This window comes from Fictibacillus sp. Mic-4, from assembly GCF_049843615.1.
Taxonomy (GTDB): Bacteria; Bacillota; Bacilli; order Bacillales; family Fictibacillaceae; genus Fictibacillus_A; species Fictibacillus_A gelatini.
Window position 1 is genome coordinate 1 of record NZ_JBBHZM010000025.1, and the last position, 23,311, is coordinate 23,311.

The 23,311-nt window shown below is 40.6% G+C and carries 32 protein-coding genes and 1 pseudogene; 6 read left to right on the top strand and 27 right to left on the bottom strand.

Translation table 11 applies throughout. The annotated features are described in order from the left end of the window. Positions 1-133: 133 nt before the first annotated feature. Positions 134-361, top strand: a complete 228-nt coding sequence (locus tag WD019_RS15075) for a hypothetical protein (RefSeq protein WP_425711992.1) — start codon at positions 134-136, stop codon at positions 359-361. Between the two features lie 108 nt (positions 362-469). Here the strand turns inward: WD019_RS15075 and tnpA are convergent. From tnpA to WD019_RS15115, 8 genes and pseudogenes are all read right to left on the bottom strand, one after another. After that, a pseudogene (gene tnpA / locus WD019_RS15080) lies at positions 470-970 on the bottom strand (IS200/IS605 family transposase). A 738-nt stretch (positions 971-1,708) separates the two neighbouring features. Next, positions 1,709-4,252 (bottom strand): ATP-binding protein, encoded by a 2,544-nt coding sequence (locus WD019_RS15085; RefSeq protein WP_425711993.1) that lies wholly within the window; start codon positions 4,250-4,252, stop codon positions 1,709-1,711. Then, positions 4,234-4,503: a hypothetical protein gene (locus WD019_RS15090; protein ID WP_425711994.1), complete on the bottom strand. Its 270-nt coding sequence runs from the start codon at positions 4,501-4,503 to the stop codon at positions 4,234-4,236. Before WD019_RS15090 ends, WD019_RS15085 begins: the two co-directional genes overlap by 19 nt. Before the next feature lie 12 nt (positions 4,504-4,515). Continuing rightward, a complete protein-coding gene (locus WD019_RS15095) occupies positions 4,516-4,866 on the bottom strand; it encodes a glycosyltransferase (RefSeq protein ID WP_425711995.1) in 351 nt (116 codons plus the stop codon). A 131-nt stretch (positions 4,867-4,997) separates the two neighbouring features. Beyond that, positions 4,998-5,219: a hypothetical protein gene (locus tag WD019_RS15100; RefSeq protein ID WP_425711996.1), complete on the bottom strand. Its 222-nt coding sequence runs from the start codon at positions 5,217-5,219 to the stop codon at positions 4,998-5,000. Next, positions 5,188-5,328 (bottom strand): hypothetical protein, encoded by a 141-nt coding sequence (locus WD019_RS15105; protein WP_425711997.1) that lies wholly within the window; start codon positions 5,326-5,328, stop codon positions 5,188-5,190. The genes WD019_RS15100 and WD019_RS15105 overlap by 32 nt, the downstream gene beginning before the upstream one ends. 113 nt (positions 5,329-5,441) lie before the next feature. Continuing rightward, positions 5,442-5,588: a helix-turn-helix transcriptional regulator gene (locus WD019_RS15110; RefSeq protein ID WP_425712077.1), complete on the bottom strand. Its 147-nt coding sequence runs from the start codon at positions 5,586-5,588 to the stop codon at positions 5,442-5,444. 119 nt (positions 5,589-5,707) lie between these two features. Continuing rightward, positions 5,708-6,145 (bottom strand): hypothetical protein, encoded by a 438-nt coding sequence (locus WD019_RS15115; RefSeq protein ID WP_425711998.1) that lies wholly within the window; start codon positions 6,143-6,145, stop codon positions 5,708-5,710. A 104-nt stretch (positions 6,146-6,249) separates the two neighbouring features. On the opposite strand from WD019_RS15115, the gene WD019_RS15120 reads away from it, so the two are divergent. Continuing rightward, positions 6,250-6,612, top strand: a complete 363-nt coding sequence (locus tag WD019_RS15120) for a YolD-like family protein (RefSeq protein ID WP_425711999.1) — start codon at positions 6,250-6,252, stop codon at positions 6,610-6,612. A gap of 218 nt (positions 6,613-6,830) precedes the next feature. Here WD019_RS15120 and WD019_RS15125 read toward each other — a convergent pair whose 3' ends face one another. Next, positions 6,831-7,526 carry a DUF3800 domain-containing protein gene (locus WD019_RS15125; protein WP_425712000.1) on the bottom strand — a complete coding sequence of 232 codons (696 nt, stop codon included), beginning with the start codon at positions 7,524-7,526 and terminating at the stop codon, positions 6,831-6,833. A gap of 350 nt (positions 7,527-7,876) precedes the next feature. On the opposite strand from WD019_RS15125, the gene WD019_RS15130 reads away from it, so the two are divergent. The 4 genes from WD019_RS15130 (at position 7,877) to WD019_RS15145 (ending at position 9,404) form a co-directional block, all read left to right on the top strand. Then, positions 7,877-8,224 carry a hypothetical protein gene (locus WD019_RS15130; protein WP_425712001.1) on the top strand — a complete coding sequence of 116 codons (348 nt, stop codon included), beginning with the start codon at positions 7,877-7,879 and terminating at the stop codon, positions 8,222-8,224. Continuing rightward, positions 8,224-8,712, top strand: a complete 489-nt coding sequence (locus WD019_RS15135; RefSeq protein ID WP_425712002.1) for an HNH endonuclease — start codon at positions 8,224-8,226, stop codon at positions 8,710-8,712. Before WD019_RS15130 ends, WD019_RS15135 begins: the two co-directional genes overlap by 1 nt. Beyond that, entirely contained in the window at positions 8,693-8,908 is a 216-nt protein-coding gene (locus WD019_RS15140) for a hypothetical protein (protein ID WP_425712003.1), read from the top strand. The genes WD019_RS15135 and WD019_RS15140 overlap by 20 nt, the downstream gene beginning before the upstream one ends. A gap of 106 nt (positions 8,909-9,014) precedes the next feature. Further along, positions 9,015-9,404, top strand: a complete 390-nt coding sequence (locus WD019_RS15145; RefSeq protein WP_425710654.1) for a hypothetical protein — start codon at positions 9,015-9,017, stop codon at positions 9,402-9,404. Positions 9,405-9,451: 47 nt separating this feature from the next. Here the strand turns inward: WD019_RS15145 and WD019_RS15150 are convergent, their stop codons facing one another. From WD019_RS15150 to WD019_RS15235, 18 genes are all read right to left on the bottom strand, one after another. Next, positions 9,452-10,222, bottom strand: a complete 771-nt coding sequence (locus WD019_RS15150; protein ID WP_425712004.1) for an N-acetylmuramoyl-L-alanine amidase — start codon at positions 10,220-10,222, stop codon at positions 9,452-9,454. Between the two features lie 56 nt (positions 10,223-10,278). Next, positions 10,279-10,512 carry a phage holin gene (locus tag WD019_RS15155; RefSeq protein WP_425712005.1) on the bottom strand — a complete coding sequence of 78 codons (234 nt, stop codon included), beginning with the start codon at positions 10,510-10,512 and terminating at the stop codon, positions 10,279-10,281. A gap of 18 nt (positions 10,513-10,530) precedes the next feature. Further along, on the bottom strand, positions 10,531-10,848 hold the full coding sequence (locus WD019_RS15160; RefSeq protein WP_425712006.1) for a hypothetical protein: 318 nt from the start codon (positions 10,846-10,848) through the stop codon (positions 10,531-10,533). 94 nt (positions 10,849-10,942) lie between these two features. After that, positions 10,943-11,077: an XkdX family protein gene (locus WD019_RS15165; RefSeq protein WP_425712007.1), complete on the bottom strand. Its 135-nt coding sequence runs from the start codon at positions 11,075-11,077 to the stop codon at positions 10,943-10,945. An 11-nt stretch (positions 11,078-11,088) separates the two neighbouring features. Further along, complete coding sequence (locus tag WD019_RS15170; protein WP_425712008.1) at positions 11,089-11,415, bottom strand: hypothetical protein; 327 nt, start codon at positions 11,413-11,415, stop codon at positions 11,089-11,091. Then, complete coding sequence (locus tag WD019_RS15175; protein ID WP_425712009.1) at positions 11,415-11,924, bottom strand: hypothetical protein; 510 nt, start codon at positions 11,922-11,924, stop codon at positions 11,415-11,417. The genes WD019_RS15170 and WD019_RS15175 overlap by 1 nt, the downstream gene beginning before the upstream one ends. Continuing rightward, positions 11,924-12,253 (bottom strand): hypothetical protein, encoded by a 330-nt coding sequence (locus WD019_RS15180; RefSeq protein ID WP_425712010.1) that lies wholly within the window; start codon positions 12,251-12,253, stop codon positions 11,924-11,926. The genes WD019_RS15175 and WD019_RS15180 overlap by 1 nt, the downstream gene beginning before the upstream one ends. Before the next feature lie 3 nt (positions 12,254-12,256). Next, positions 12,257-14,368: a pyocin knob domain-containing protein gene (locus tag WD019_RS15185; RefSeq protein WP_425712011.1), complete on the bottom strand. Its 2,112-nt coding sequence runs from the start codon at positions 14,366-14,368 to the stop codon at positions 12,257-12,259. A gap of 19 nt (positions 14,369-14,387) precedes the next feature. After that, positions 14,388-15,017, bottom strand: coding sequence for a hypothetical protein (locus tag WD019_RS15190; RefSeq protein WP_425712012.1), 630 nt, complete (start codon positions 15,015-15,017; stop codon positions 14,388-14,390). Beyond that, positions 15,014-16,192, bottom strand: coding sequence for a baseplate J/gp47 family protein (locus tag WD019_RS15195; protein WP_425712013.1), 1,179 nt, complete (start codon positions 16,190-16,192; stop codon positions 15,014-15,016). Before WD019_RS15195 ends, WD019_RS15190 begins: the two co-directional genes overlap by 4 nt. Further along, positions 16,185-16,544, bottom strand: a complete 360-nt coding sequence (locus tag WD019_RS15200) for a DUF2634 domain-containing protein (RefSeq protein ID WP_425712014.1) — start codon at positions 16,542-16,544, stop codon at positions 16,185-16,187. The genes WD019_RS15195 and WD019_RS15200 overlap by 8 nt, the downstream gene beginning before the upstream one ends. Next, entirely contained in the window at positions 16,541-16,918 is a 378-nt protein-coding gene (locus WD019_RS15205; RefSeq protein ID WP_425712015.1) for a Gp138 family membrane-puncturing spike protein, read from the bottom strand. Before WD019_RS15205 ends, WD019_RS15200 begins: the two co-directional genes overlap by 4 nt. Next, positions 16,918-17,724, bottom strand: coding sequence for a phage protein (locus WD019_RS15210; protein ID WP_425712016.1), 807 nt, complete (start codon positions 17,722-17,724; stop codon positions 16,918-16,920). The genes WD019_RS15205 and WD019_RS15210 overlap by 1 nt, the downstream gene beginning before the upstream one ends. Further along, positions 17,717-18,064, bottom strand: a complete 348-nt coding sequence (locus WD019_RS15215; protein WP_425712017.1) for a phage baseplate plug family protein — start codon at positions 18,062-18,064, stop codon at positions 17,717-17,719. The genes WD019_RS15210 and WD019_RS15215 overlap by 8 nt, the downstream gene beginning before the upstream one ends. A gap of 1 nt (position 18,065) precedes the next feature. After that, on the bottom strand, positions 18,066-18,623 hold the full coding sequence (locus tag WD019_RS15220) for a LysM peptidoglycan-binding domain-containing protein (RefSeq protein WP_425712018.1): 558 nt from the start codon (positions 18,621-18,623) through the stop codon (positions 18,066-18,068). Beyond that, positions 18,624-22,346, bottom strand: a complete 3,723-nt coding sequence (locus tag WD019_RS15225; protein WP_425712019.1) for a transglycosylase SLT domain-containing protein — start codon at positions 22,344-22,346, stop codon at positions 18,624-18,626. Positions 22,347-22,558: 212 nt separating this feature from the next. Further along, positions 22,559-22,909: a hypothetical protein gene (locus WD019_RS15230; RefSeq protein ID WP_425712020.1), complete on the bottom strand. Its 351-nt coding sequence runs from the start codon at positions 22,907-22,909 to the stop codon at positions 22,559-22,561. Between the two features lie 5 nt (positions 22,910-22,914). After that, positions 22,915-23,310, bottom strand: a complete 396-nt coding sequence (locus WD019_RS15235) for a phage structural protein (RefSeq protein ID WP_425712021.1) — start codon at positions 23,308-23,310, stop codon at positions 22,915-22,917. Position 23,311 lies beyond the last annotated feature (1 nt).

Below are 23,311 nucleotides of genomic sequence, written 5' to 3' on the forward strand. Positions count from 1 at the left end.
GTCCAAAAGTACTAAAATTACAAATCCTTTTTTTAACTTATTCCCTCCTTTTCCTGTGTTGGGAATATTCTACATTATTTTCTGAATATTTGATATAGTGTAATAGTACTAAAGATTAGAGGGGATTGATAGGATGGCAAATCAAAAGTTAAAATTTTATAGTAATATAGTCGCGATTTTAACCATAATAGCAGCTGTAACAAGCATGGTTTCTAAAATCCAACTGCAATACATAGTCATAGGCTTGTTTACGTTGATGTGCTTTCTATTCTTTCTTGGCTTAGTAAAGGAGCATAAAGTAAGAGCCTTTGGAGTAGTTGGATTTTACGTTGTTATGATGGTATATGTATTTTGGTCGTAATAAAAACCACCCGTGATAGTGATAACGGGTGGTTTTCTCTAGGCTGGAAGCCTTTGTTACTGACCAAACCCTAAAGGGCTACTGAATGGTTCGCCAGGTGTACTACTTCTACTGGCCAGGGCTCAAAGGCCTCCTTCTTATTTTCTTTACCTCTTCACCTGTAAATGGATCAATATATTCCATCATCGTTAATTGTTCTGCGACTATATCATCCTGGATCTGGTTACGTATATATTCTTCTATCACCTTCTTGTTTCTTCCCACTGTATCCACATCATATCCGGTACACCAAAATTTTCGGTTCCCGTACCGGTATTTCAAATTGGCATGACGATCAAATATCATCAAACTGCTTTTTCCTTTTAACTATCCTACAAATGCGGACACACTTATCTTAGGGGGACTACTTACCAACATATGTATGTGATCTTTACATGCTGTTGCTTCGATAATCTCTACACCCTTTCTCTCACATAGAGTGCGCAGTATTTCTCCTATGTCCTTTTTGATTTTCCCATAAATGATTTGCCTTCTGTACTTTGGGGCAAATACGATGTGATACTTACAATTCCATTTCGTGTGTGCTAAACTATTAGTGTCTTTGGACATAAAAACTCCTCTGTATGCTAATATTTTGGCTGACGAACCAAAAATTTTTAGCACCACAGGGGAGTTTTTTAATACCACGCTGAAAGCTTTTTGGAACCCTAGACCTTGCCAGGGGTTTTCTTTTCCACAAACAAAAAAGCGGCATTTCAGCAAAATGCCCAAATACCGCAAGATGATTTATTATGTAATACTGGTCGGGAAGACAGGATTTGAACCTGCGACCCCCACGTCCCGAACGTGAAATTTATCTCTTACATGCGTTCTTATCAATTCTTTTGGATTTTGCAAACATCCAAATATACCAAGATAAAACAAGTTGTTTTCACACCCATTCGTTTTTATTCGTAAAGGTAGTTTGCAATTCCGTTTGCAATTATGTTTGCATTTTAATTCTTAAAGCTAAACAGGAATCGAACCTCCGACGCACAGTTTAGGAATCAGTAGTACACAGTAGGAACAAGTATGATGTATTTTGATGAAACCCTGTTATATCAAGTGTTGAAAACACATTATAGGATTAAGTTGGATGAAAAATTAGCAAATGTGATGAAATTCTGCCCCTTTTCCTGCCCGCATGGGGCAATTTATTTCTGAATTAAATAGGAACTGGTTAAGAAAAAAATAAATCCCCCTACCGAATCTGGTAGAGGGTATAGTAAGCCCCAACGCTTTTTGCGGAGCTTCGCTTTGCAATAAAGCATATGCTGCGGCTGCCCCGTTTTAGAACTGCTTTTGAAATTAAGCAAGAATTTTTTCTTTTTCAGCGATCATCTTTTCGATCTCCTGCCAGTGCCGGCCGTATTGCCGTGCATGCCGCTTTGTCAAAAATGAATTATCGTGTTCAGGATATCTTTTAGATGGCGGAGCAAGTGCTTTAATAAGGAAGGGATTTTGACGGCGGCCATTAAATCGTACGATGACAATAGCATGATAAGCTTCTGTGAGCATTGCTGTTTCCACATCAAATGTAGGCTTAAGCTGTTCTGATAATGTTTCAAATACTTTCTTGTTATCATTGGCAAACAAAAACCAGTTGATCCCTGCTGCTGTTAAATCCTCATCTAATCCATGTTTCAAAAGTCCAAAATGATGGAAAGCGAACAGACCGGATAATCGCCACTTTGGCCCTTCGAGCACAATCCTCTGCATAAGGTTTTTTAATCCCAGTGTTAAGTATTGATGGGGCTCATTAAATACAATGAAGGTTTTAGCTTCATTCGGGTTCATTAGAAGCTTTGTCATAAATACTTTCAAAGTAATCCAATGAGCCAAAGTTCTTGTCGGCAGTGGTCCCAGTTTTCTGTTCGGGATCCGGAGGATGATTACTTTCCCTTCCTTCATCCATTTTTCAAAATCCAATTCCGGATGCGGATCCTGGGCGAATATATTAAATGTAGATTCTGTTCCTAAAAACTCTTCAAGTCGGTATAAAATGGAGCTGGCTTTTGCTTCTAGGGACCGCTGCCCGTCACGATCAACAACAATATCTACATTTCCATTTTTATCGATCTTTTCTTTATACGTTGTAGTCCATTTATCTAATTCGTTCGCAAGACGATCCTGACCCTGTGCACGAAGTTCTTTAATGCGTTTTAGACGAATATCTTCGTTTTCAAGCATTAATTTAATGTTGAATATGCTGCCTTTACTCGCTTTGGCAAAACTTCGTAATATAGCTCGGGATTGCCCCATTTCTGCAACGTCTCCAAAAAAGTCTATAAGCTCATTTGCAAACCGATCGGCTCCCCTTCTTGCACCTAACTTTCTCACAATCTCGGTCAAATCCATTGGTGGGAAATATTCTTCATCACTTAGGTCAAGATCAATAATTTTTTCGGGCGGAAGTGCATCCCGGATCCCGTCAGCAAGCCCGCGTTCCCCATCTTCCATAATTGCATCAATGACAAATGTACTAATGTTGTGATGCATGCAGCCTTCTACAATCATGTTTTTCATGAGTGTATCTTTTCCCATCCGGGGACTGCCGACAAATCCATATGATCGGAAGGTTTCGTCTAAATTGCTCATTGGAATACTGATCGGGAGCTGTTCGCCTTTAATTTCAGCATGGCCAACCATTATTCCTTTATCTGTAGCCAATACGCTAGGAATATCAGTTTCAACCTTTCGATTAACGGAAAGTGCATCTTCGAATTTCTGTTGAACAGTTGCTGTTGGAAGTTGCAACGATACTTTTGATAGTTCCTCACATGATAATAGGTTCGGATCTCCGTCGGCTTTAGTTCGGCTGGAAAGATGAAGTGTATTCAACTCTTCGATGATTTCTTTTTTTCTGGCTTTGAACTTTATTTTAATAGGAAGTAACTCGTTATCCCCGGACAATTCGGAAAAAGCACTTCCGATCGTATTCGTAATTAATTCTGATCTAAGTGGATCTTCAGTTTTAGCAGCAATGCGAATATGCGTTTTCCAAACGGGCTGATTTGCCTTACTCATTGATTTTGATGAAAGCTGGCCGGAACTGATTTCGTTGATCAGCGCTTGCTTTTTATCAACGATTGGTTTCTTTTTAAACTCCTTGTCACTTTTAAAGAAGACATTAGAAATAGCGTTCAGTGTATCATCTAATAGGTCATATACTTCATTTACAAGCGTGACGATGCCAGTTTTTACGCTTTTGCTGACTTTTGAAGCAGTTATTTTCCCGCGCTGCGGCACATTACCTTTTGACAGTTTTTCGAGCGCCCAGGACGCATTCTTTAACCATTTTTGACGGTTTTCCGTCTCGGTACAAACAGAAAGACGGGCAAAGTCACCGTCTTGTGAAATATCATTGAGTGCTGACATAATAGAAGAGATAGGAGAAGTTTGCTCCCGGGCATCGGTTTGCAGGCTGAAAATATCATGCCGGGCTAATCGTATTTCTCGCAACACGTTTCCCTCTGGAATACGAAGCACTTCCGAACCAACTTCTTCGATCGTCACTTTCATATAATTCTCAAGGATTTCTCGGAACTTCTTTGCCCATACTTCGGATGTACTTGCGTAAAATTCAATGGACCGTCTCCCTTCCCGCTGCCGGAAAACTATATCAAACCATATAGTGTCTTTTTCGCGGTAGGTAAATTTAAAGCTGTTACGCTTAAGCCTGGTTGGAATCGAATCATAAATTTCATACATTTTATGGAGCATACGCCAAAGCTTTGTGTTTTGATTATTCGTGACGTTTAAGTGAGGAATAATGCGATAGGTGACCATTTTGTTTTTCAGGTAAGAAAAGTAATCCGACATTTTAATCGATTTTATGCGACGGCCAGCCATATAATCGCTCCCATCATCCCGAATCCCCAGCGTGCAAACCATTTTGGTACTTTTCCAGTAATCATCATTCCTACTCCACAGATGATAGTAAACCCGGCGCCAATCTCGGGCATATAATCGGTCAATGTATGCCCAACGAAAATTGCTGCTTCAAGAAGTCCATTGCCGAGGGGCTTTAGAATCGCTTCAATCTCAGCCCCCACTATTTTATCAGCAAACGAATTGTATTTATCCAACAAGTAATCAAACATTCGAATTCCCCCTTATATGGTCCTTAAGAAGTTTTTAATATCAACAGCATGTCGGGCTAAAATGTAGCCACATGCCCCTCCAATCAGCAATTCCAGTGACTTTGATCGATGCCCAAACATCCACGAGACACCAGCGAAAAAGAATACTCCCACGGCAATCCAATCCACAATATTTAGGCCGGCACTCCAAACATTTCCAAATGTCGCATCTGCTGTTCCAGCAAAAACCGTTTTCGGAGCCATAAGAACGAATAATCCGTAGCCGAGGCGTATGATCTTCAATGGTGTCGGTGTCGGTTTTGGTTCTTTATCCCTCCATTCCTTTCTCATAAACGCTCTAAAATCAATCGTTTCCGTTCTCACGATTGTTTCCTCCTTTTGAATAAAATCCTTTCAAACGATAAAACTAAATAAAAAGAGCCAAGGAGTTGACGAACATGTTCTTCTTAATTGGAGTTGCAGGTGGAGCAGCAGTTGGATTGCTCGTAAATGCCTTACTCTAAGGTAAATTTAATCCCTCCATTTCCCTTGATTACTTTTGGTTCGGCAGGCGTGATTAATTGCGCCTGCTTTTGATATTCGCGGTCTACCAGCATTTTTAGAAAAGCACTAGCATTTCGTTTTTTTCCGTTCGGAAGCTGAGTGACAAACTGATACAATCTTTGTTGCTCCGGATCATCCACATTAAGAACGAGCGACACCTTTTTTAATGCCATCTTTTGATCTCCTTTCTAATTTGATTAACAATGCTTTGCCCTCAGAGGTTAAAAAGATTTTTCCTGCCTCATGAGCTTTTAAAAACACCTTGATTTTATTGGATTTCATACCGATTTCCCCTTTCATTCTGAACTGGATTTCGCTTACTTGATAAATACATATGATTGGTTGGTCATCATATATGACTAAAATTTGGTCATATATGATAAAAAAATGACCGCCTACTTATTTGGCGGCCATATCTCATATACGGTTTTGTTAAGGGCGTCAGCAATTTTGTATGCATTGCTTAAGGATGGATCTGTTCCCCTTATGTATGAATGTAAAGTATTTCGATTAATTTCTGTTTTTTGCGCAAGCCAAGTCACTGGCCGCCCATCAAGAAACTCTTTTATATTGTTTTGCAAAAGTGATCACCTCATAATCACTTTCGCTTGTTTCTTTGTCGAATCCTTTATCTAAAATTGTCGCATTAAAAAAACCGCCATTATGAGGCGGATTGATCAATTAACCGTAATGTTCTTGGTAGTCCTTCTTCCCAGGTAATTAATCCTTTCTTACGCAATTGTTCAAGATGGCGATGTACCGTACTCGTTGAACGCAACCCGGAAAGATTACATATTTCTCGAACAGTTGGTGGAAAACTGTATTCCCTAATGTAGTTAGTTATTAAATCAAGAATTTCTTGTTGCCGTTTACTTATCTTACGCAATTGAACCTCTCCCTTTTTTCTGTAATTGACCCCTAAGATATTTTCTAACTTAAATGTCCTAGTTCTTCGTCGAAGATGACAGTATGCTTTTATCGTGGATCCTGAAATCGACTGGATAGAAATTGTGCGTTGTGTGATGACGCCCGAATCAGACATATAAATAATTTCAACTGGCATACCAGCTACTCTGCATTTTTCCAAAAAACTAAGCATAATGTCATCCTCCTCTATACTCATTATACCGAACGTATGTTTTAATTTCCAGTATAAATCGAACGTTTATTCGTATATAATATAGTCCGAAAGGAGATGATTTTATGCCGAATAAATTGACACCGGGCTATAACTTGATGTGGGAATCAAGCCGGATGATGTTACCGGAGCATAGAGAAATGCTCATATGGCAGAAGGAAGAAATGAAAAAAGTTGAAAAGCCGGTTATTGATGAACAAAGGCTACGGGAATTTGAGGAAATCATTCTTGAAGCGATGGAGTTTACATACATATTGAAATTTACATATTATAGATGCGGATTTTATGAGGAATTGCAAGGATATATAACCCGGATCAAAAGTTATGACCAAGAATTATGGATCGTGGATAAAGATGATGAAGTGCACAAGTTAAGGATTTCAGATGTTGTTGATATTCAAGTGATCGGTAGCATGCCTCGATTATAAAAAGTTGGTCTCGGAAGGCAAGATTTTTATAAAATAAAAACCCGATCTGTTTTTAGATCGGGTCAAATATCATAAGTTAAAGCATCCAACTAGGATGCCCCCACGGAACGGAGCACAAAACAGTACTCTTACTAAAAAATAGCAATTCCGCAAGTCGGACAGTCGTTTAAAAACGCTGTAACCATATGATACATTATTTATTGTCCCCTGTAAAGCATTTAATTATACTGTACTCCATCTGGAAGTCTTAATGATGTGTACCCTTTTTTAAGGAGCCTTTGAAGATTAGGTTTTCCATTAAGTATTTGACACTTAGTATTTGCTAATAAGTCGGCGGCCTGTATAAGGTAGTTAGTTTTTGAATCCTTATAAAAAACACGAAAATCGCATTGGAAAGATGTTTTATGGTATTGTTGATGTGCATAATAATAATTATCTTCGTTAAAAATATTAAAAAGGTAATCCTGTAATGAGTCTTGTGCCGAATGTGCAATATTTTGATTATCGATATGAATTTCTATAAAAGTACATTTTTTGGGTATTTTTGAGTTATTTATTAATTGTTCGATCAATCTCTTTATTATATAGTTTTTATATCTGGTAACGTCTCTTTTTGAAGAAAAATTTATCCTAACTAATGTGGGAACTTTTACACATACAAAAATTTGATCACAGGAATAACTCGCCAGTTTCTTCAATAATCGTCTTCGTGTTGCTATGTTCATATCACAGGTTTTCAGCTCATTAGTAATGCCTTTTTGTTTTTTAATACTCTGGACAAGTTTTTTGTAAGAAGCATTTATTCCATGAAAGTCTTCTTCTTTAAGTAATAAACCACCATAAACAAAATAATCTCCTAATGGGTAATTCGGATGCAATTGCCCTGAGTCATCTAAGAATATATAATACTTCATCTTAACCCACCATTGTTTTATTTTTATCATACCATTAATTGTCTAAAATGTAACAGAGCAAAATATAAATAATTTTTAAAGCAACCTTATAAGTTTAGAGCTTACACATACACGAAATATTCGTTAAAATCCTTAAATTGGTTCAAATGTTATGGCCATAAATAGAGAAAGCTCACCTTTCGGCAGGTGAGCTTTTTCGTATCGGAAGTCCTACCCTCCATGTACTTTTTATTCTACGTTTGTTCAACTTTGTCCTCTTTTGTCGAAAAAAATTTTCGGAAAGTACTTTACATATAATTAATTACATGTTATTATTTATACAGATAGTGAAACGACAGGAGGAAATGAAGATGACTAAAAAAGTAATGGTTAGAGCTTGGGAGATCGCAAGAGCAGCAGTTGTGAAGTTTGGAGGAAGTGCAAAGGAGTATCTTACAGGAGCACTTAAAATGGCATGGGCACAAATCAAAAAAGCTAACCGTATTCACAAGATGGTCATCATCGGCAATAAAGATACTATGACTTACACAATCGAAAGATATATGGATTCTGAATGTGTTGAGGTGCAAGAAGAGTTAACAAAAATTGAATATGCTTCTGTATATAACAATTTTCTTAAACGCGGTGCAAAAATGGTTGATTTTTACCGTATTGAAAAAGGTATTAAAACATTTTTAGGAACAAAGGAGATTGCTTAATGCCAAAACGAGTAGACTCAAAGCGAATCGATCTAACCGGGCAACAGTTTGGTGAGTTAACCGTTGTTAAATTAAGCGATCAAAGGGGCACTAACAATACCCTTTTATGGGAATGCAAATGTAGCTGTGGTAAGATCGTTTATTTGCAAGGCTACAGCTTGTTGCACGGCCACTATAAAAGTTGTGGATGTAAACAGCCGATAAAGCGCGACAAAGGGGTAAAAAAGCATATTGAGCAAGACAAAGTAGATGGAACCAGGAAGACAGCACTAAAAGCCAAACTGCACAAAAAGAATAAAAGTGGCCACAAAGGTGTTATGTGGATGGAAAGCCGAAAAAAGTGGAAAGCATACATCGGCTTTAAAGGAAAACAAATTAATCTTGGTCATTTTGATGAAAAAGAAGATGCGATTGCCGCAAGAAAAGAAGCAGAAGAAAAATACTTTAAACCAATACTGGAGGAAAACGATGAACAATCAAGAAATTAAAAAATGGATAAAAAACAATCTTGTAATGCAAGAGGAGGCCCGACAAATTACCGGCCAATCTGTATCAGCTTTTAACCAGTCGGTAGCAACCGGAAAGATTATCCCTTTTATTGAGTTTGGTGAGAGCCGAAAAACGCGTCTTTATTTAAAAGCCGACCTGGAAGAATACGCCCGAAAGAAAAAAAGTGCCAAATAATTTCAGAATTTTATCATATAATACTTTACATGCAATTATTTATATGTTATATTATAAGTACAGCAGGGGATGACGCAAATTATTAAAATCTTAGGAGGAATGAACAATGAATTATAGAGAATTGGCAAAACAAATCATTGAAAACAATTACTTTGTTGTTGGTGTACGTGGAACTTACGAAGATGAACAATACAAAATCGGTGATGTTTGCCGTGAATCCTATGATTGGGATTTTGAAAATGATTGCTCTACATATTACACAACAGGAGAGACAGCAAACGGTACTTGCGCAACTCATGTTGATACGCAATATTTTGAAACAGAAGATGAAATATCGGAGTTAGCCCAAAGAATCGAAAAGACAATTAAACAAAATGCTTATTACGGAGAAGGACAGCAAGTTATAATCGCGGGTAATCAAACCAATAACGACGGCGCTTTTGACCCAGGTGAAATAAGAATCGTGGATGCTCGTGTTATAGCAATAGTTGATTAATTAAACTTGAAGAGAATGCCCACCTCATAAGAGGCGGGCTGTTTTTATTATTTCAGAACCTCAACATATTTCGAATTTGCGGTGATATAATTTCCTGATTTCAGCTTGTACATCTTCGAACCAGCAACGGTGAGTGTGTCAACTACGGTATATACATCACCTTTTTTAACAGTATCCTTCTTTGCATCCCAATTCGGTTTATTGTAGTACCACAAAGTAGATGCTTTCACACGAATACGGAATGTTTTCTTTTGGGCTTCTTTTACAACCGGTTTAGAGGCAGGCTTCGCCGATCCAGAAATAATCTCAGATACACGATTTTTAAACTTGCTAAACTGTGAGGTGTCAGACACCCACGGAGCTGGGCAATTTTTACCCGTAATGTCGTAGTGTCGGTAGATGTCATTAGGATCTAGGCCGTATTTTTTCAAGAGTTGAGCAACCAATTGTGCTGTATTTTCAAACGTTTTTTCCGTAATTCTCCCTGCTCTATCAATGCACATTTCCACGCCGATCGCCGTTAAATTAGCGTTACCGTTTAACTTTGCAATATAGCACCGATTGTTATCGTGGGCGTGGTATGCAACTTCATCTTCTGGCATAATGAGCCTTGCTTCATCATCATCCACAAAATAGTGGGCTGACGCATAACGCTGATCGGCAATACACGTTCCGTTGAAATAATCTCGCTCATTCTTTGCTGATGCGCCGGGCGTTGCTGTATAATGCATCACAATCGCTTTTGTAGCAGAACGCTTCATACCAGGCCTTGTGTATTGATTTATCTTTACATAATCAGCGATAACATTAAAACTCATTTTTCATCGACTCCTTTTCAAATAAAATTAAAAAGAGCAACGATTACTCGCTGCCCTTATTTCGTTAATCCTTCACGTTTCAAGACTTCTTTTTGACGTTTTCCTTTCGCAGTAATGTAATTGTTTTTAAACCAAGCGACAGCAGCTGAAACAAACGTAAACACCGCGGAGAGAATCGCTGTTTGCTCCTCTGCTGTGCCTGGGATTTTGTAGAGTCCGAACCCCACTAAAAATTGATTGATTAACGCAATTGCCAATACGATTGTTCTGATGATAGTGCCTTTGTCCATTTCATATCATCCTTTCCTTTATTTAAAATAGTGCTCAACTATCAGTTGAATAACGGCCCATAGCCCAGACGCGCCCAGCAAAAGTTGAATGACTTTGACCTTCGTTTCACGTTTATGGTCAAACAATTGCCTTTTCATTTCTATCTTCGCTTTATCGATATCCTGATCATGGTTGATCATCGAGCGAAGAAGATCGCGGGTTTCCTTCCCCTCTTGCATAAGCGTGTTTTCAAAGCGAAGCTGGTTGTTTTCAAAATTCGCCATTCTGTTATTTAAACTTTGCATTTGCCCTTCAAGGCCGCGAATCCTAACCTCATGATCTTTCCAAATCTCCATGTCGTTGCCCTCCAATCTCTTGACCCCCTATCTATCTATTAGTTCCATTAAAAAAGGAGAGCCGAAGCCCTCCTGAAGACATAAAAAAAACGCCTTACGCAGCGTAGTCCTCATTAGTAATTTTTTTATAATCAGCAGCCGTGATCCAACCAGCCTTCACAAATTCTTTGACATCGTTTTTATCATAAAGTTTTTCGTCAAAGTAACCTTTAATCCAATTCACCCACATGTCGCTCCCTCCTAATTAATTCCGTTTCGCGCGAGCAAAAGCATAAGCGTCGAATTTTGGATTTTCACATCTGCCAGATGTTGATCCCGTTCTTTGATTTGTTTCTGCAATTCGTTGTTTTGCTTAACCAGCTGCAGCATGATATTCGCGTTTTGCTGTTTGATCGTTTCGATGTTTTGTTGAGCTTCAAGCAACGGATTTTTTGGCAGCTCAATCACATCGCCATCCGTTTCATCAAGAAACGGTGTTTTCACCACATGAGAAACGGTTTGCCCGTCACGGGTATATTCTGTGATCAGGTACTCACCTTCGGAGTATTGTTTTAAAATTTTTAACATTATCCTAATCCTCCTGATAAGGTTGCTATAAATGTGGGGTTTGGCGAATTATAGAAGAATCCAGCGCTTGCACTCCACACCACCCGTAAACTGTTTTTAAAGAACAAGCGGTTAGCAATGTTTCCTGTGATTCCTTTCTCACCCGTTCCCAATGAACCTACATCGTTAAATTGTAATGGCAACGATGTTAAATCGGTGGTTGAAGACTCCCCTAAAACTAACCGAATGACCCGGTTTCCCTGTACATCAATACTATCCGTTTTGACTAGTTTAAGGATGATTATTTCGTCTAAAATTAATTGCATTTCGTAATTTAGGTTTGCACGGTCACCACACTTTAGTTCCAACCATACTCTTTCTAAAAAACCTGATCCTCGAATGTTGATTAAGTCAGCCGAGGGATAATTGGTACTTTGAATTAATACAGGTGATTGAACACGTCGATAAAAACTACTATATTTACTCCAATCTGTTCCGCCACTTACTGGCTTCAACCGTTGAATCCCCATTAAGCCACCTCCACCCCGGAAAGATAAACGGTAACTGCACTTGCCGTTCCTTGCAATCCTTGAATGGTATCTCCTGCTTCAAGAACAGCGGACAAATCAATTACAACCGTATCATTTGCGGAAACAGTATACGAAGAAATAACTTTGTTCGCTGCTCCTGCAGTTCCTCCGCTCGGCACAAAATGGAGGGTAATCGTCGCATCCGCTCCGGTGGTATTCGTTAACACAACATTTTTCACGATGCTTTTCGTGTTCGCCGGAACGGTATATAACGTAGAAGCTGCAGTCCCGGGCTGACCGATATATAATCGTTTTGGAGTATTCGGCATTGGTCACACTCCCATCCATGAAAGAATTTCTAAATCGTTTTTTAAGGTGTTTGCGTAGTTCTTCGCATTTGTTTCGGCGGTGTCGGCTTTCGCTTGTGAATCGGCTTGAATATCAGTAAAGTGCTTTCCATCTACTTTGTCAGCGTCTAACCCACTTCCAGAACCACCGTTTCCTGCATGCCATATTTTCCATAAAGATGTGCCATCATTACTTTCCACTTGCGGGTCTGTATTATTAGAATGTCTACGTAAAACTAACCCTGTACCGACTTTTTTGTATACTCTCGCTCCGCCAAAGAAGGTTACACCTTCACCGTCATCAGCAAAATTAAGCTCTCCTGTCATCGTCCCGCCAGAACGTGGAACAGAAGCGTTTTTGGCGTTAGCTTCTGCAGTATCTGCTTTCGCTTGGGCTCCTGCATCTGTTTCTATTGTCTCCCAAGATAACCACACATCACTGTTATATAAAGCATGTCGATACTTTATTTTGTCGTTGTTGTTGTATGGGTAGAAAAACATCGTACATGCCATGTTATTGTATCCCTTGAAAACAACAACGGTTCCATATTGTCGTGGAAATCCTAATATATTGGATGAATCGTTGACAAAAAACATAGTCACACCTGTCGGAAAAGCAGAAGGTAAATCACTTGCACTTTTAAAGTTTTGTTGCCGATTAAAATTAATTCCATCTGGAAGAGTCAGCATCCCTGTCTTCGTCACGTTTCCTGACAATGGTACACTGGCGTTTTTAGCATTTGTTTCCGCCTGATTCGCCTTTGCCTGCGCTCCTACTGTTGTCTCTAGCTGTACCCACGATGTCCATGTCCCATTATCATTAATTCTTTGGTATGTCCTATCTCCCACAGTAGCAGTTCTTGTCGCAATTTGAAGCTTGTAAGTTGAAGAATACTTTATATTGATGACATAGAATGTACTTACTGTCCCATCAGGACTGTTTGCTAAAGTACCTCCTCTATAAAATCCTGTAACATCTAAGTTATTTAGATCCGTATTGGAAATATCTTTTGCAACATCTCCCAAGCCATAACTTTTAGTCCAGTTGATTGCATCGGCTTCTGCTTGATCTGCTTTTGCTTGAGCTCCGCTAGGTGTCTCTGCTCCAACATCAGATGCGCTTAAAACCACAGAACCGGTCTTTCCATTGACAGATGAAACTGGCACAGTAGCTGCAATCGTGACTTTGTCGTTCGTGGCGTCTGGTGTAATGGATACATTAGAGCCCGCTACTAACTCCAATGTATCCGTTTTACTATCCGCATCAACGGTAGTAGTGCCAACTTTGATAGATGTAAAAGCGTTCTGGTTGACTTCAGCCCCGGCGGCAATATTGTCAAGTTTCGTTTTATCGGATGCGGACATGAAACCATTGGCTGTTTGTGTAGCTGCCGCGTGTGCAGAACCGCCAGATCCTACGTGAGAAGAGGGAGCCGCGTCAGTAATGCCGTAACCTGACAGAGTGGTAGGCTTCCCGGTTAGCTCACTAAAATCAACATTTCCCCAGGATACACTTCCGGCTGTGTTACCGGCTTTTAAAACTTTTTTATCGTTCGTCGTTCCCGTGGCCGGAACATGCAAATTTCCATCCCCCGTAGGATGCACATATTTATTTGCACCCGCTTCAATTCCGTCTAATTTTGATTTATCGGTATTTGACATAAAACCGGCCGTGGTCGATGTGGCGTTCACATGTGTATGGTTGGCCGGGGCTGCAGCGTTCCATTTATCCTTGTCAGCTTGCGTAACATGGCGGACTGCATCAGTATTATGTGAATCGAATTCGGTTTTCGTCGCCTGCTTTACATTGTCTACATTCCCTAGTCCTACTTGGGCTTTAGTTACAGAATGAGGGTTGTTTTTATCATTAATATGGCTTGTAAGATTGGCTTGAACGGTGTTGACAAAAGCGTCAATCTCTTCTTTTGTGTATCCCTTTTCCTGTAACTCCTTCAGCGCGTTATAGACTGTGTAAAAAAACCAGTTAAAATAATCAGCCGGGGGTTTTTGGTTCGCTTCCCATCCGTTGTCTTTCAAACTTTGTGGCGGGGACGTCCCGGGCTTATTCCACGTAGGCAATTCTTTTGAAAACGGCATGTTATCAACCTCCTTCTACTTAAATTGGCAGCTGGTACTCGTCTGCAGGTAAAAAGATGCCGCTTAATGTTCCCCCAGTTGCACTGGAATTATCTGCAAAGCCGAACTCGCTTGCCTCGATTGAATTACCACTTGCAAAGGAAAATGTACCTTCAAGGTTTACGCGGTCGACACGAACACCAACCGCTACAGCTTTTTCAACGATCTGAACAAACTGACCAGGCGAAAGACCGACTCGGTTTAATGCGTCTAATGGTGCCTTCTTAACGACAATTGTAGCTGGCTCGTTTTCCCCAGTCTCTTTCAACGAAAAAACATTAATATCCGAAGGTTTACAATCGAGCGTGATAGCCAGTACTTCAATAATTTTGTTGATTGTTCCGTCTGACTGATTAAGCGCCTCTTTACCGCGTATCAAAACCCGGTAGATTTCATCTGTGGCTTTTCCTCTTGGTTGATCAACGTTTTCACCGGCTAAATCTAACGTTGTACCCTCAGCCTTATTGATGTCTCGCCATTGTTCGATTTTTATGAGAGTAGTTTTCAGCTGCTCAATCTCGTTATCTACTATTGAGAGAAGTTTTCCGATATTGGAATTCGGATCTTTTTTAAGATTATCTGTCAGTTTCGAAAGCCAGTCTGTAATCATGTGACGGTCACCTCAATCAGATCAATGCCTGTTTTTGCGACCTCAAACGGATCGATACGAATATTGGTAGACATCAGTTGGCTACCGTCTCGACCGATAACTAATGAAACATCGTCAATCCCTTCAACCGCGGAAAAAATCGGTTCGAACAACTGCGAATAAATTACATCTTGTCCCATTTTCAAACCGAACCATAAGGTTCCTTCGAAGTCAGTTCCTCCAATATATTGAATAAGACTGTCTTTTATCCTTTGAATACCGTCAGCGGGAAAAGAAGCATTGGTTTGGATTTGTAGCTGAAGCCTAATACTCGTTTCCGATGCATAATCAAAACGCACTTCATGCTCTGTGCCGCTTATATCTTCAACCATGACGACCTGTTGCCCGACAGTCTCAATACCTCCAGCCACAGAATCAAAAATCGTTTCAGCAATTGTCTGCCTATCTCCACCAAGAACATAGACATGAACGGATTTGCCTGGGTTTCCATATTGATCCGGATCCTTTTTGTTATTTACGACAACATTATAGGAAATGACACCAGGCGTTTGACCTAAAGCCGATAAAATGGCCGGTGATGTGGCCTTTCCACCTGTGGAGGTTGATTTTTTTAACCTCTGTCGAAATTCAACATCCGTTTCCTCATCGCGCCCACCTGTTGCTGGCTCGAGATTGGTCACGCTAGTGATTTCCTCCATTGGTTCTGCTTGAACGGTTATGGTATTAGTTCCTACATTTGTGTGAATGCCTTTTTCAACAGAAACCGCTTTTCCGGTTCCGGTTCCGTTAGCATCAAGGGTGACATCTTCCGTCAAGAAAAAATAAATATCGTTAGTTGTGCAAAAGGTCGTTTGTTCTGGAATAACAACGCCTGGCTGCCCAGTAAATTTTAGCGTAACCGTTGATGAGGCGGCAGGCTCTTTAAAAATACCCTTGTTGCCAGCCAAATTCTGAAGAGCAACTCCTTCTGCCTTGCTGATAAAACCTGAATTGTACACTTTTTCGGCTAATTCCCACACCCCAGCAAGAAACCAAGCAAATAGACGAAGAATAAGACCGAGAGGACTTCTTGGTGTGGTGTTGATGTTTTGACCGAATAGTTCTTTTGTTTTATTTTCCATGTCATCGAGAAGGTCAGTATACGTCTTTTTTTGAAAGCCATATTTGTCAAGCATTAAAATCTACCCCCTCGATCATTAAAGCATCACTATCAGCTTTTCGGAGTTTCAAAGAAACGCTCCTAATACGATCTTTCCTATCATCCGCAAAAGTAACATCTTCAACAGAAGCAATACGCTCCTCCTGAGAGATAGCCTCAATAATATCATCCCTTGCTTCTTCTTGATTGGCCGCTTTACCAAGAAGATTATCAAGAAAAACACCATGTTCCTCTTCAAGGAAAAACTCGCCCTTACGTGTCTGCAGTACTGACAGAACCGATTGGACGAGCTCTTCATCACCTTCTATCATCACTAATTCCCCATTTTCAATGGCAAGGTCACCGTCTTTCAATTTCGGAGAAATCAAAAAAACACCCCCAGAACTACCGCATCCATAATAGAATGAGTCCTTAAATACTGCGGATCGAACGGTTTAGAGTCGTTTAAATGATCCATTGCACGTTCCGCAAAACCAACAAAAACCACATCACCACTTTGAAGAATGGGCGAAAATGTTTTTATAATTCCATCGACTTTATAGCGATGACCGAGCACCGGTGCACCTTGAATAAGAGGATATTTTTCTACATTTCCCTCTTCATCACGAGACATAAAAAGGATTTCAATGTCGGCCGTGCGTTTAGTTTCATTAAAAGAAACAACCCTCGCCGGAGCCAGAGTATGAATGCTTAGTTTGATATTTCTTGCAAGTTGCTCATAAAAACTTGTGTCATTCGCCATTAAATCACCTGCATTTCTGTGCGGAAATCGTTACCGTTACAAATATGCTTACCTTTCTTGACACGATACTTCCCATTAGCCGTTTTCGACTTTATTTCAATAATAGATGCTGTGGTTACACGATGCTGAAGTAAAGACTTCACGTTGTATCCCTTTACTCCTTCTTCCTCAAACGTTTCTGGCGACTCAATAAGTCCAGTACTTTCTTCCAATCGAAAACGTTCGTCCGTTCCTGCTTTTATAGAACGGATCGTCATACCACCACGGCGCCAGTATAATGAGGCACCGCAATCCTTTACGACTTCAACCAGGTTATTCATGATGTTTCCAGTTACTGAATAACCCTTTTTGTAAGTGACATTTTTAGGCAGCTTTAATTCAAGCAAGCGAATCCCAAGTACTTGTACTAATCGTTTTATAATTACATCGGCTTTCGTCCCGGGCTTAAACGTGATCGGCTTCGCTGTTTTTTTCTTGGAATAATCCTGACCTTCAAGTAACGTAATTGTCGTGATCTTATCAACGCCATTTCGGTTAGTATAAACGCTAGTGATCTTGCCTTGAGTTAAAACACCGTAATCAGAGCGATAACCGGCTTGTAAAATAAGGGAAGCTCCTTTTGAAATTCGGCTGATCGAAGTAGTAGACAAGTTGAAAATGCTTATCGTTGATTGATTCGGCTTCTCGTCGTCATCAAATGGAACCTCAAATTCGATATGAAGATCATCACCAGAAAAATCCGTTTTGTATTTTTCGCTTTGTACATGCACTTTCACAACTCGCCCGAATAATAGTTTATCATCCATCGTTATCATCCTCCGGCGGTGCATCATCAACAAAGAGGAAAACAGTATTCATGAAATTGTCAAACGTGATTCGTATCTCCTTCCCGGACTCGTCTAACGGAATAAGCGTAGGAGCCGGGATTCGTTCGTCAACGATATCTGACCACAAAGGAACACCGATCACTATTTTTTCTCCTAGAACAATCGGATTCATATTCATGTCATATAAATCAACCGTGAAAAAATCAAATGTCTTGTTGTAATCGAACCCGAGAATAAATGTTTCGTCAGCAAGATCTATTTCAAATTGCTCAGGCAGAGAATCTTTTTCAACTGGAATGTATTCGCGGATAAGAACCACCTCATTTCACGCGAAGCTTTTTGCCAATAGGGATTTTTGTATCAGGGTACTTATTCCATTTCCGAAGCTGAGAAATGGAAGTTCCGTATTTCTTTGATAACCCCCAATACGTATCCCCTTTTTTTGTAACATGATAAACTGCAGTCTTTTTAGGTGTTGGTTTCTTACTATTGTTTGTCGGCTTTTTCTTACCGCTATTTTTGATTTTGACCCACGAGTTTTTTGCAATACGCACCGTTTGCAGTTTAATAGAAATAGCCGAACCATTGGTGATGCTAGAATCGACATTTCCGTCAATGCTTAAAATGATGACATTTTTTGCAATGTTTCGACCGATATAAGTCATGATCGTTCCTTTTTTCATTTCTTGCTTAAGGAATTCTTTATCTTTTTTAAAGTTTTCACCAATAATAAAACCGGAGAGCGTCAACTCATCCGGCTTTTCTTGAACATGATCGGTGAAAGGGATACCTTTCTCAACAGGATAGGAGGTAGCATCAACAGAACTGTTGTCACCTTCAGATTCGATAAACAGCTTCACTTTACCCAGTTTTGCCAATCAGAGCACCTCCCCTGTGTTGAATTGCGAAAGTAATTTTTTGTAATGGTCGTCTAACATCTTTTGGAACTCTTGTTTTAACCCGTGAGCTGTTTTCGGATCGACATTCCCTTCGACTTTAATCTCAACTTGCGGGTTATAGGTGATTGAGACTGATCGGTTTCCGTTTGCGCCACCAGTAGAAGATGAGTAGACACTACCAGAACCTCTCCCACCTCTGTCTGGTGAATAGCCCAACTCTGTATTCGCCTGTTCCAAAAGTCCAAGAGCTCGTTTCCTTTTGCTTGGCTGTGTCGGGATGATGAACTCTTTCCAACCGTTTTCGGCAAGCGTGGCCCACTGTGGCTTTGTTGCGATGCCTCCATTGGCATAACCTCGATAAGGGCCTCCATGAGCCATCGACCGAATGCCAGGCGTATTAAAGACGGTTCCGTAACGAGCTTTGATGTAACGGATAGCAGCTACCGCGTTATGCACTGGATTCCAAATATCATTCATGCCAGGCAATTTGTACGCTTCAAAAGTTGGCGGAATGGTCTGCATCAGACCCCGGGAAGCTATGCCACGTTTGGCGTTTATATCCCAACCGTTGTATGCTCGTGGATTGCCGCCGGATTCTTTCATGGCAATCGTGACTAAAGGCTGAAACCACGAATCGGGTACGCCGGTCGCCGCCATTGCCGCCCGGATCCATTGCGCGACATTTCCAGATGGTTTGCTACCGCTGAACATACCGCCGAGATCAGCCATTTTCTTTTTAACGTAGCCGATAGCTTTATCTTTTAGCATGTTGATTGCACCGACACCCATTGTTCCAAAAGCACCGGACATTTTCGGGAATCCAACGCCCATTTTTTTAAAAACCAACTTCATTAGCTTTGTGGGGTTCGACATGTAATTCCAAACATCAATGCCCAAATCCTTAACTTTTCCGGCCACTTTTTTCGTGCCATCCCATGCGGCACCGGCTGCATGCTTTGTTCCATCCCACGCCTTTCTACCAAGGTTTTTCGTTCCTTGCCATGTATCTTTCAAAAAGTTTCCTACACCATTGGCGTAGCCGGGATAGCCAGCCTTTAATAGGCGCTCCGTTTCCTTATTCGTTAAGACAGAAGCACCACGCGGGAGATTCAACATCATTTTTTTGTTGGCTAAAAAGACTTGACCGTTAGCATTAATAAGCTCACGTCCGCGCTCGCCGACGATCGCCGGACCGCCTGGGTGAAAATCTGTTCCTTTTGCGTACTGCGGCGGATCCCATTTTGGAATCCTTTTATCAACGCCGATCTTACCTAGCACCCAGTTGATACCGCCTGTTACTCCGTTGACCCCCTGAGCAAGCCCGCCGATGAGAGCATTTGCTAAATGTTTGACCCCCGACATTGCTTTCCCGGCCATATTTTTGATACCTTGACCTATTTTTCCAGGAAGTGCCTTCGCTGCGTCAACAATAGCAGTAAATCGATCTTTCACGGCATCTTTAATATTATTGAACATATTAACCGTAAAATTTTTCGCAGTAGTCCAGGCTGATTTCACACCTGAAACAATACGAGTGATCAATCCAGAAAGACCGCCCCGCAGTGTGTTCCAGATTCCAAGAGCAGCATTTTTCAGCCCAGTAAAAATGGAGGTAGAAGCACTCTTCATACCAGAAAAACCTTTGACAAGGAAGTTCCAGATGGCTCTTACTCCGCCCATGAATAGGGACTTTAAGCCACCCCATAATGCGACAAAAACGTTCTTGAAACCAATAACGAAAGCTTTCCCGGCTCCGAGTACTTTCCCGAACATGTTCAATTGGATAAAATTCCAAATAAATTGTATGGCTCCGGAAAAGAGTTGTTTAATGCCCTGCCACATTTTCGAAAAGTTCCCAGTGAACAGCCCAGAAAATATTTTTACTAGGCCCATAATAATATTAAGAGCGCCGTTTATAACACCTTTAATGTTGCCCCATACAGATTTGATAAGTGCTAAGACAAGAGGCCAGATGAATTTCATGATTGACCAAACTACATTCATCACAGTCTTGATGACTGTACCAATTACGGACCAGACATTTTTTACAGATTGGAGTATCATAGCTCCGTTTTGAGACCAAAAAATAGCGATTCTTTGTATGATCGACTGTACAAATGACCAAATCGATGTTAAACCTGCAACCATCGCTGATTTTATAGAGGTAACCGTTGAAATAACGGTTCTGATCGTTTCCGGACTAAGGCCGAGAGAAGTTAGTATACTTGCGCCTTTTCCCACGTTTCCGGTAAAAATCGCAAATACGCCCTTTGCTGCTTCTTTTACAAAGATAAATCCATTTTTAACAGAAGTGAGTACATTTCGGACAGTGATAGCAAATGACATTATCCCACGAATGGTTGCCGGATCCATACCGAGAGATGTAAGCATTGAAGCTCCGCCACCACTGTTGCCTTTTAACATTTGCCAAAATGCTTTGAATCCGGTAATGACATTCATGACGCCATTTCGGAAGGTTTCACTATGCTTCCAAGCAAGATAAAAGGCGGCGCCTACACCTACTACTGCTGCCGAAACCAGAAGAACAGTTCCCATCATAGCACCTAATCCGGTTACCAACGGGCCAATTAGCATCCAAACACTTGCGAATGCCGCCTGCATGCCAGCGAATAATCCAATTCCTACTGCGAGTGGAGCTAAGAGTAAAGTTACAGCCGGTATTAAAAGGAGAAATCCTTGAATTATTTTCGCTAAAACTGGATGCGCCTCATTAAATTTAATCGTTAGGTCTGCAATGTATTTGATAAATTTAAAAACAGGTACCATAACTGATGCGAAAACATCAACCATTGGCTGAAAAGCTTTTCTCATACTAGCTTGCATCTGATCGAATGCTTTCGCGTAACCGGGGACGCTGTCGCGGGCAGCCTTATGCAGACCGTGATAAAACAGGGCACCTGCAGCAAGAGCAGCAATCGCAACCATTTGATACCGCATGGTTCCCTGGTTAATCATTCGCTGCATATCAAGTAATTCTTTCATTTTGGCATTAGGTCCTAATAGACGAAGAGCCAAAGCAGCAGCATTTCCGTTTCGGGCCATGCGTTCAAGTCCGGCAGTGACAGCCAATAACGGCTTATTAACTTTTAATAAAGAGCTGCCAACCCTATCATAACTCGATGCTATCTTATCCGATTGACCACTCATGGCTGACATTGTGGCAACTGTTTGAATGAGACTTTGCCGAGTAGAAAGATTGTTATTAATCATCTGATCAGAAATCTTTTTGTGCTGTTTCCCGAGTCTTTGGATTTCGGCAATAAAGTCATCGGTGGTACCAGTGTAATGACCCATTTGAGCCCCAAGCCTTCGCATATCATTTTTGACAAGCAATAAATCTTTCCTATGCTTCATCAATTCGTTGTGATTCTTAATTAGTGATTTCCTCATCTCGTCGCTCATACTGGACCAATCTGCGGCCAGATGTGCTGCACTCATACCGGATGTTCGCGCTAATTTACGAATCAAATCACTTTGACGGCTTACCTGCTTATTAAAAGCCTGGGACTCTTTGATCATTCCTTGTGTGGCAGATTTAAAGGTGGAAGTCATTTTGTTTACTTCACTTCCGACCCCCATTGCTTGACGCTTGAACTTATTTATTTCACGGTTAACTTCAACTAAAGGAGAGGTATCCGTATACAGCCCGATATCGACCGTCATGTTCCGAAGTTGCTCCATTTTCCCCCTCCTTTCCTGATTATTTTTTGCTACCTTTCTTCATGGCCTTTTCTTCTTGCTCGGCCTTAATGTCCATGGCAATATTAGCCTTCATAAGCTGGCGTTTCGACATGCGGGTAGCTTCTGTGTAAGAAACCACTTTATGAACAATCGGGCGCCAAAACCACCACTCGTTTTTTACTTCTGTCCGGAGCTTCGCCGAATCATCCGAACTATTTTCCTGTTCTAAGAAAGCTCATAGTTTCTTGGAAAACCTCTTCAAAACCGTCATGCTCATCGAAATATTCCCAGCTTACTTTTGGATCAACAATAACGTGTTTAAATAATTCTTCAGCTAGTTTTTCGTTAGAAGGGACGCCGTTTTCCGTCATGATTCTATCTTGGATTCTGATAAATTCTCGTGTACCGGGATGTTGCAAAATATATTCTTGTCCTTCAACAGTAATAGTCTTTTGTGTTCCGATTTTAGGCATTTTAAAAATCTCTCCTTTGTAGTGTAAATATAAAGAAGCAGCCCGGTTGGACTGCCTCGTATGATTGTTTTTCTTTTTAGAAAGAGCCATCTATATCACTCTTCGGTATAGTCAAAAACTTGGAACTCAAATTCCCGGGAACTCGCCTCATCAGAGAACTCTTTTCCTGGTGATTTCTTAATTCTTGCCTGCGTTCCGCCAGCTTTTTCTTTTTGCGTTCCATCGTTGTAATTCACCCAAACGGGAAACGGTGTCTTTGATTTCGCCTTTTGCATCAAGTAAGCATATGAAGGCGACGTTTGCGAAAGGGTGATTGTAATAGTACCGAGAGGATTGTTCGTTTCAGAAACGATGACTTCCCCCAGCGCGCTGACTTTTGTTTGAAAAGACTCTTCGTCCTTCTCAGCTTTAATGAAAGTACCGTCATCAAAGCCGGTGATAAATCGTCCATCTACAACAACGGTTGCAAAATTGGCATTGTATGTTCCCATT

Excerpts from the sequence above, each read along its gene's own strand:
- WD019_RS15075 (WP_425711992.1), top strand. The coding sequence starts at position 134 with ATGGCAAATCAAAAGTTAAAATTTTATAGTAATATAGTCGCGATTTTA.
- WD019_RS15085 (WP_425711993.1), bottom strand. The coding sequence starts at position 4,252 with ATGGCTGGCCGTCGCATAAAATCGATTAAAATGTCGGATTACTTTTCT.
- WD019_RS15090 (WP_425711994.1), bottom strand. The coding sequence starts at position 4,503 with ATGTTTGATTACTTGTTGGATAAATACAATTCGTTTGCTGATAAAATA.
- WD019_RS15100 (WP_425711996.1), bottom strand. The coding sequence starts at position 5,219 with ATGGCATTAAAAAAGGTGTCGCTCGTTCTTAATGTGGATGATCCGGAG.
- WD019_RS15105 (WP_425711997.1), bottom strand. The coding sequence starts at position 5,328 with ATGAAATCCAATAAAATCAAGGTGTTTTTAAAAGCTCATGAGGCAGGA.
- WD019_RS15115 (WP_425711998.1), bottom strand. The coding sequence starts at position 6,145 with ATGCTTAGTTTTTTGGAAAAATGCAGAGTAGCTGGTATGCCAGTTGAA.
- WD019_RS15120 (WP_425711999.1), top strand. The coding sequence starts at position 6,250 with ATGCCGAATAAATTGACACCGGGCTATAACTTGATGTGGGAATCAAGC.
- WD019_RS15125 (WP_425712000.1), bottom strand. The coding sequence starts at position 7,526 with ATGAAGTATTATATATTCTTAGATGACTCAGGGCAATTGCATCCGAAT.
- WD019_RS15130 (WP_425712001.1), top strand. The coding sequence starts at position 7,877 with ATGACTAAAAAAGTAATGGTTAGAGCTTGGGAGATCGCAAGAGCAGCA.
- WD019_RS15135 (WP_425712002.1), top strand. The coding sequence starts at position 8,224 with ATGCCAAAACGAGTAGACTCAAAGCGAATCGATCTAACCGGGCAACAG.
- WD019_RS15140 (WP_425712003.1), top strand. The coding sequence starts at position 8,693 with ATGAACAATCAAGAAATTAAAAAATGGATAAAAAACAATCTTGTAATG.
- WD019_RS15145 (WP_425710654.1), top strand. The coding sequence starts at position 9,015 with ATGAATTATAGAGAATTGGCAAAACAAATCATTGAAAACAATTACTTT.
- WD019_RS15150 (WP_425712004.1), bottom strand. The coding sequence starts at position 10,222 with ATGAGTTTTAATGTTATCGCTGATTATGTAAAGATAAATCAATACACA.
- WD019_RS15155 (WP_425712005.1), bottom strand. The coding sequence starts at position 10,512 with ATGGACAAAGGCACTATCATCAGAACAATCGTATTGGCAATTGCGTTA.
- WD019_RS15160 (WP_425712006.1), bottom strand. The coding sequence starts at position 10,848 with ATGGAGATTTGGAAAGATCATGAGGTTAGGATTCGCGGCCTTGAAGGG.
- WD019_RS15165 (WP_425712007.1), bottom strand. The coding sequence starts at position 11,077 with ATGTGGGTGAATTGGATTAAAGGTTACTTTGACGAAAAACTTTATGAT.
- WD019_RS15170 (WP_425712008.1), bottom strand. The coding sequence starts at position 11,415 with ATGTTAAAAATTTTAAAACAATACTCCGAAGGTGAGTACCTGATCACA.
- WD019_RS15175 (WP_425712009.1), bottom strand. The coding sequence starts at position 11,924 with ATGGGGATTCAACGGTTGAAGCCAGTAAGTGGCGGAACAGATTGGAGT.
- WD019_RS15180 (WP_425712010.1), bottom strand. The coding sequence starts at position 12,253 with ATGCCGAATACTCCAAAACGATTATATATCGGTCAGCCCGGGACTGCA.
- WD019_RS15185 (WP_425712011.1), bottom strand. The coding sequence starts at position 14,368 with ATGCCGTTTTCAAAAGAATTGCCTACGTGGAATAAGCCCGGGACGTCC.
- WD019_RS15190 (WP_425712012.1), bottom strand. The coding sequence starts at position 15,017 with ATGATTACAGACTGGCTTTCGAAACTGACAGATAATCTTAAAAAAGAT.
- WD019_RS15195 (WP_425712013.1), bottom strand. The coding sequence starts at position 16,192 with ATGCTTGACAAATATGGCTTTCAAAAAAAGACGTATACTGACCTTCTC.
- WD019_RS15205 (WP_425712015.1), bottom strand. The coding sequence starts at position 16,918 with ATGGCGAATGACACAAGTTTTTATGAGCAACTTGCAAGAAATATCAAA.
- WD019_RS15210 (WP_425712016.1), bottom strand. The coding sequence starts at position 17,724 with ATGGATGATAAACTATTATTCGGGCGAGTTGTGAAAGTGCATGTACAA.
- WD019_RS15225 (WP_425712019.1), bottom strand. The coding sequence starts at position 22,346 with ATGGAGCAACTTCGGAACATGACGGTCGATATCGGGCTGTATACGGAT.
- WD019_RS15230 (WP_425712020.1), bottom strand. The coding sequence starts at position 22,909 with ATGGCTCTTTCTAAAAAGAAAAACAATCATACGAGGCAGTCCAACCGG.
- WD019_RS15235 (WP_425712021.1), bottom strand. The coding sequence starts at position 23,310 with ATGGGAACATACAATGCCAATTTTGCAACCGTTGTTGTAGATGGACGA.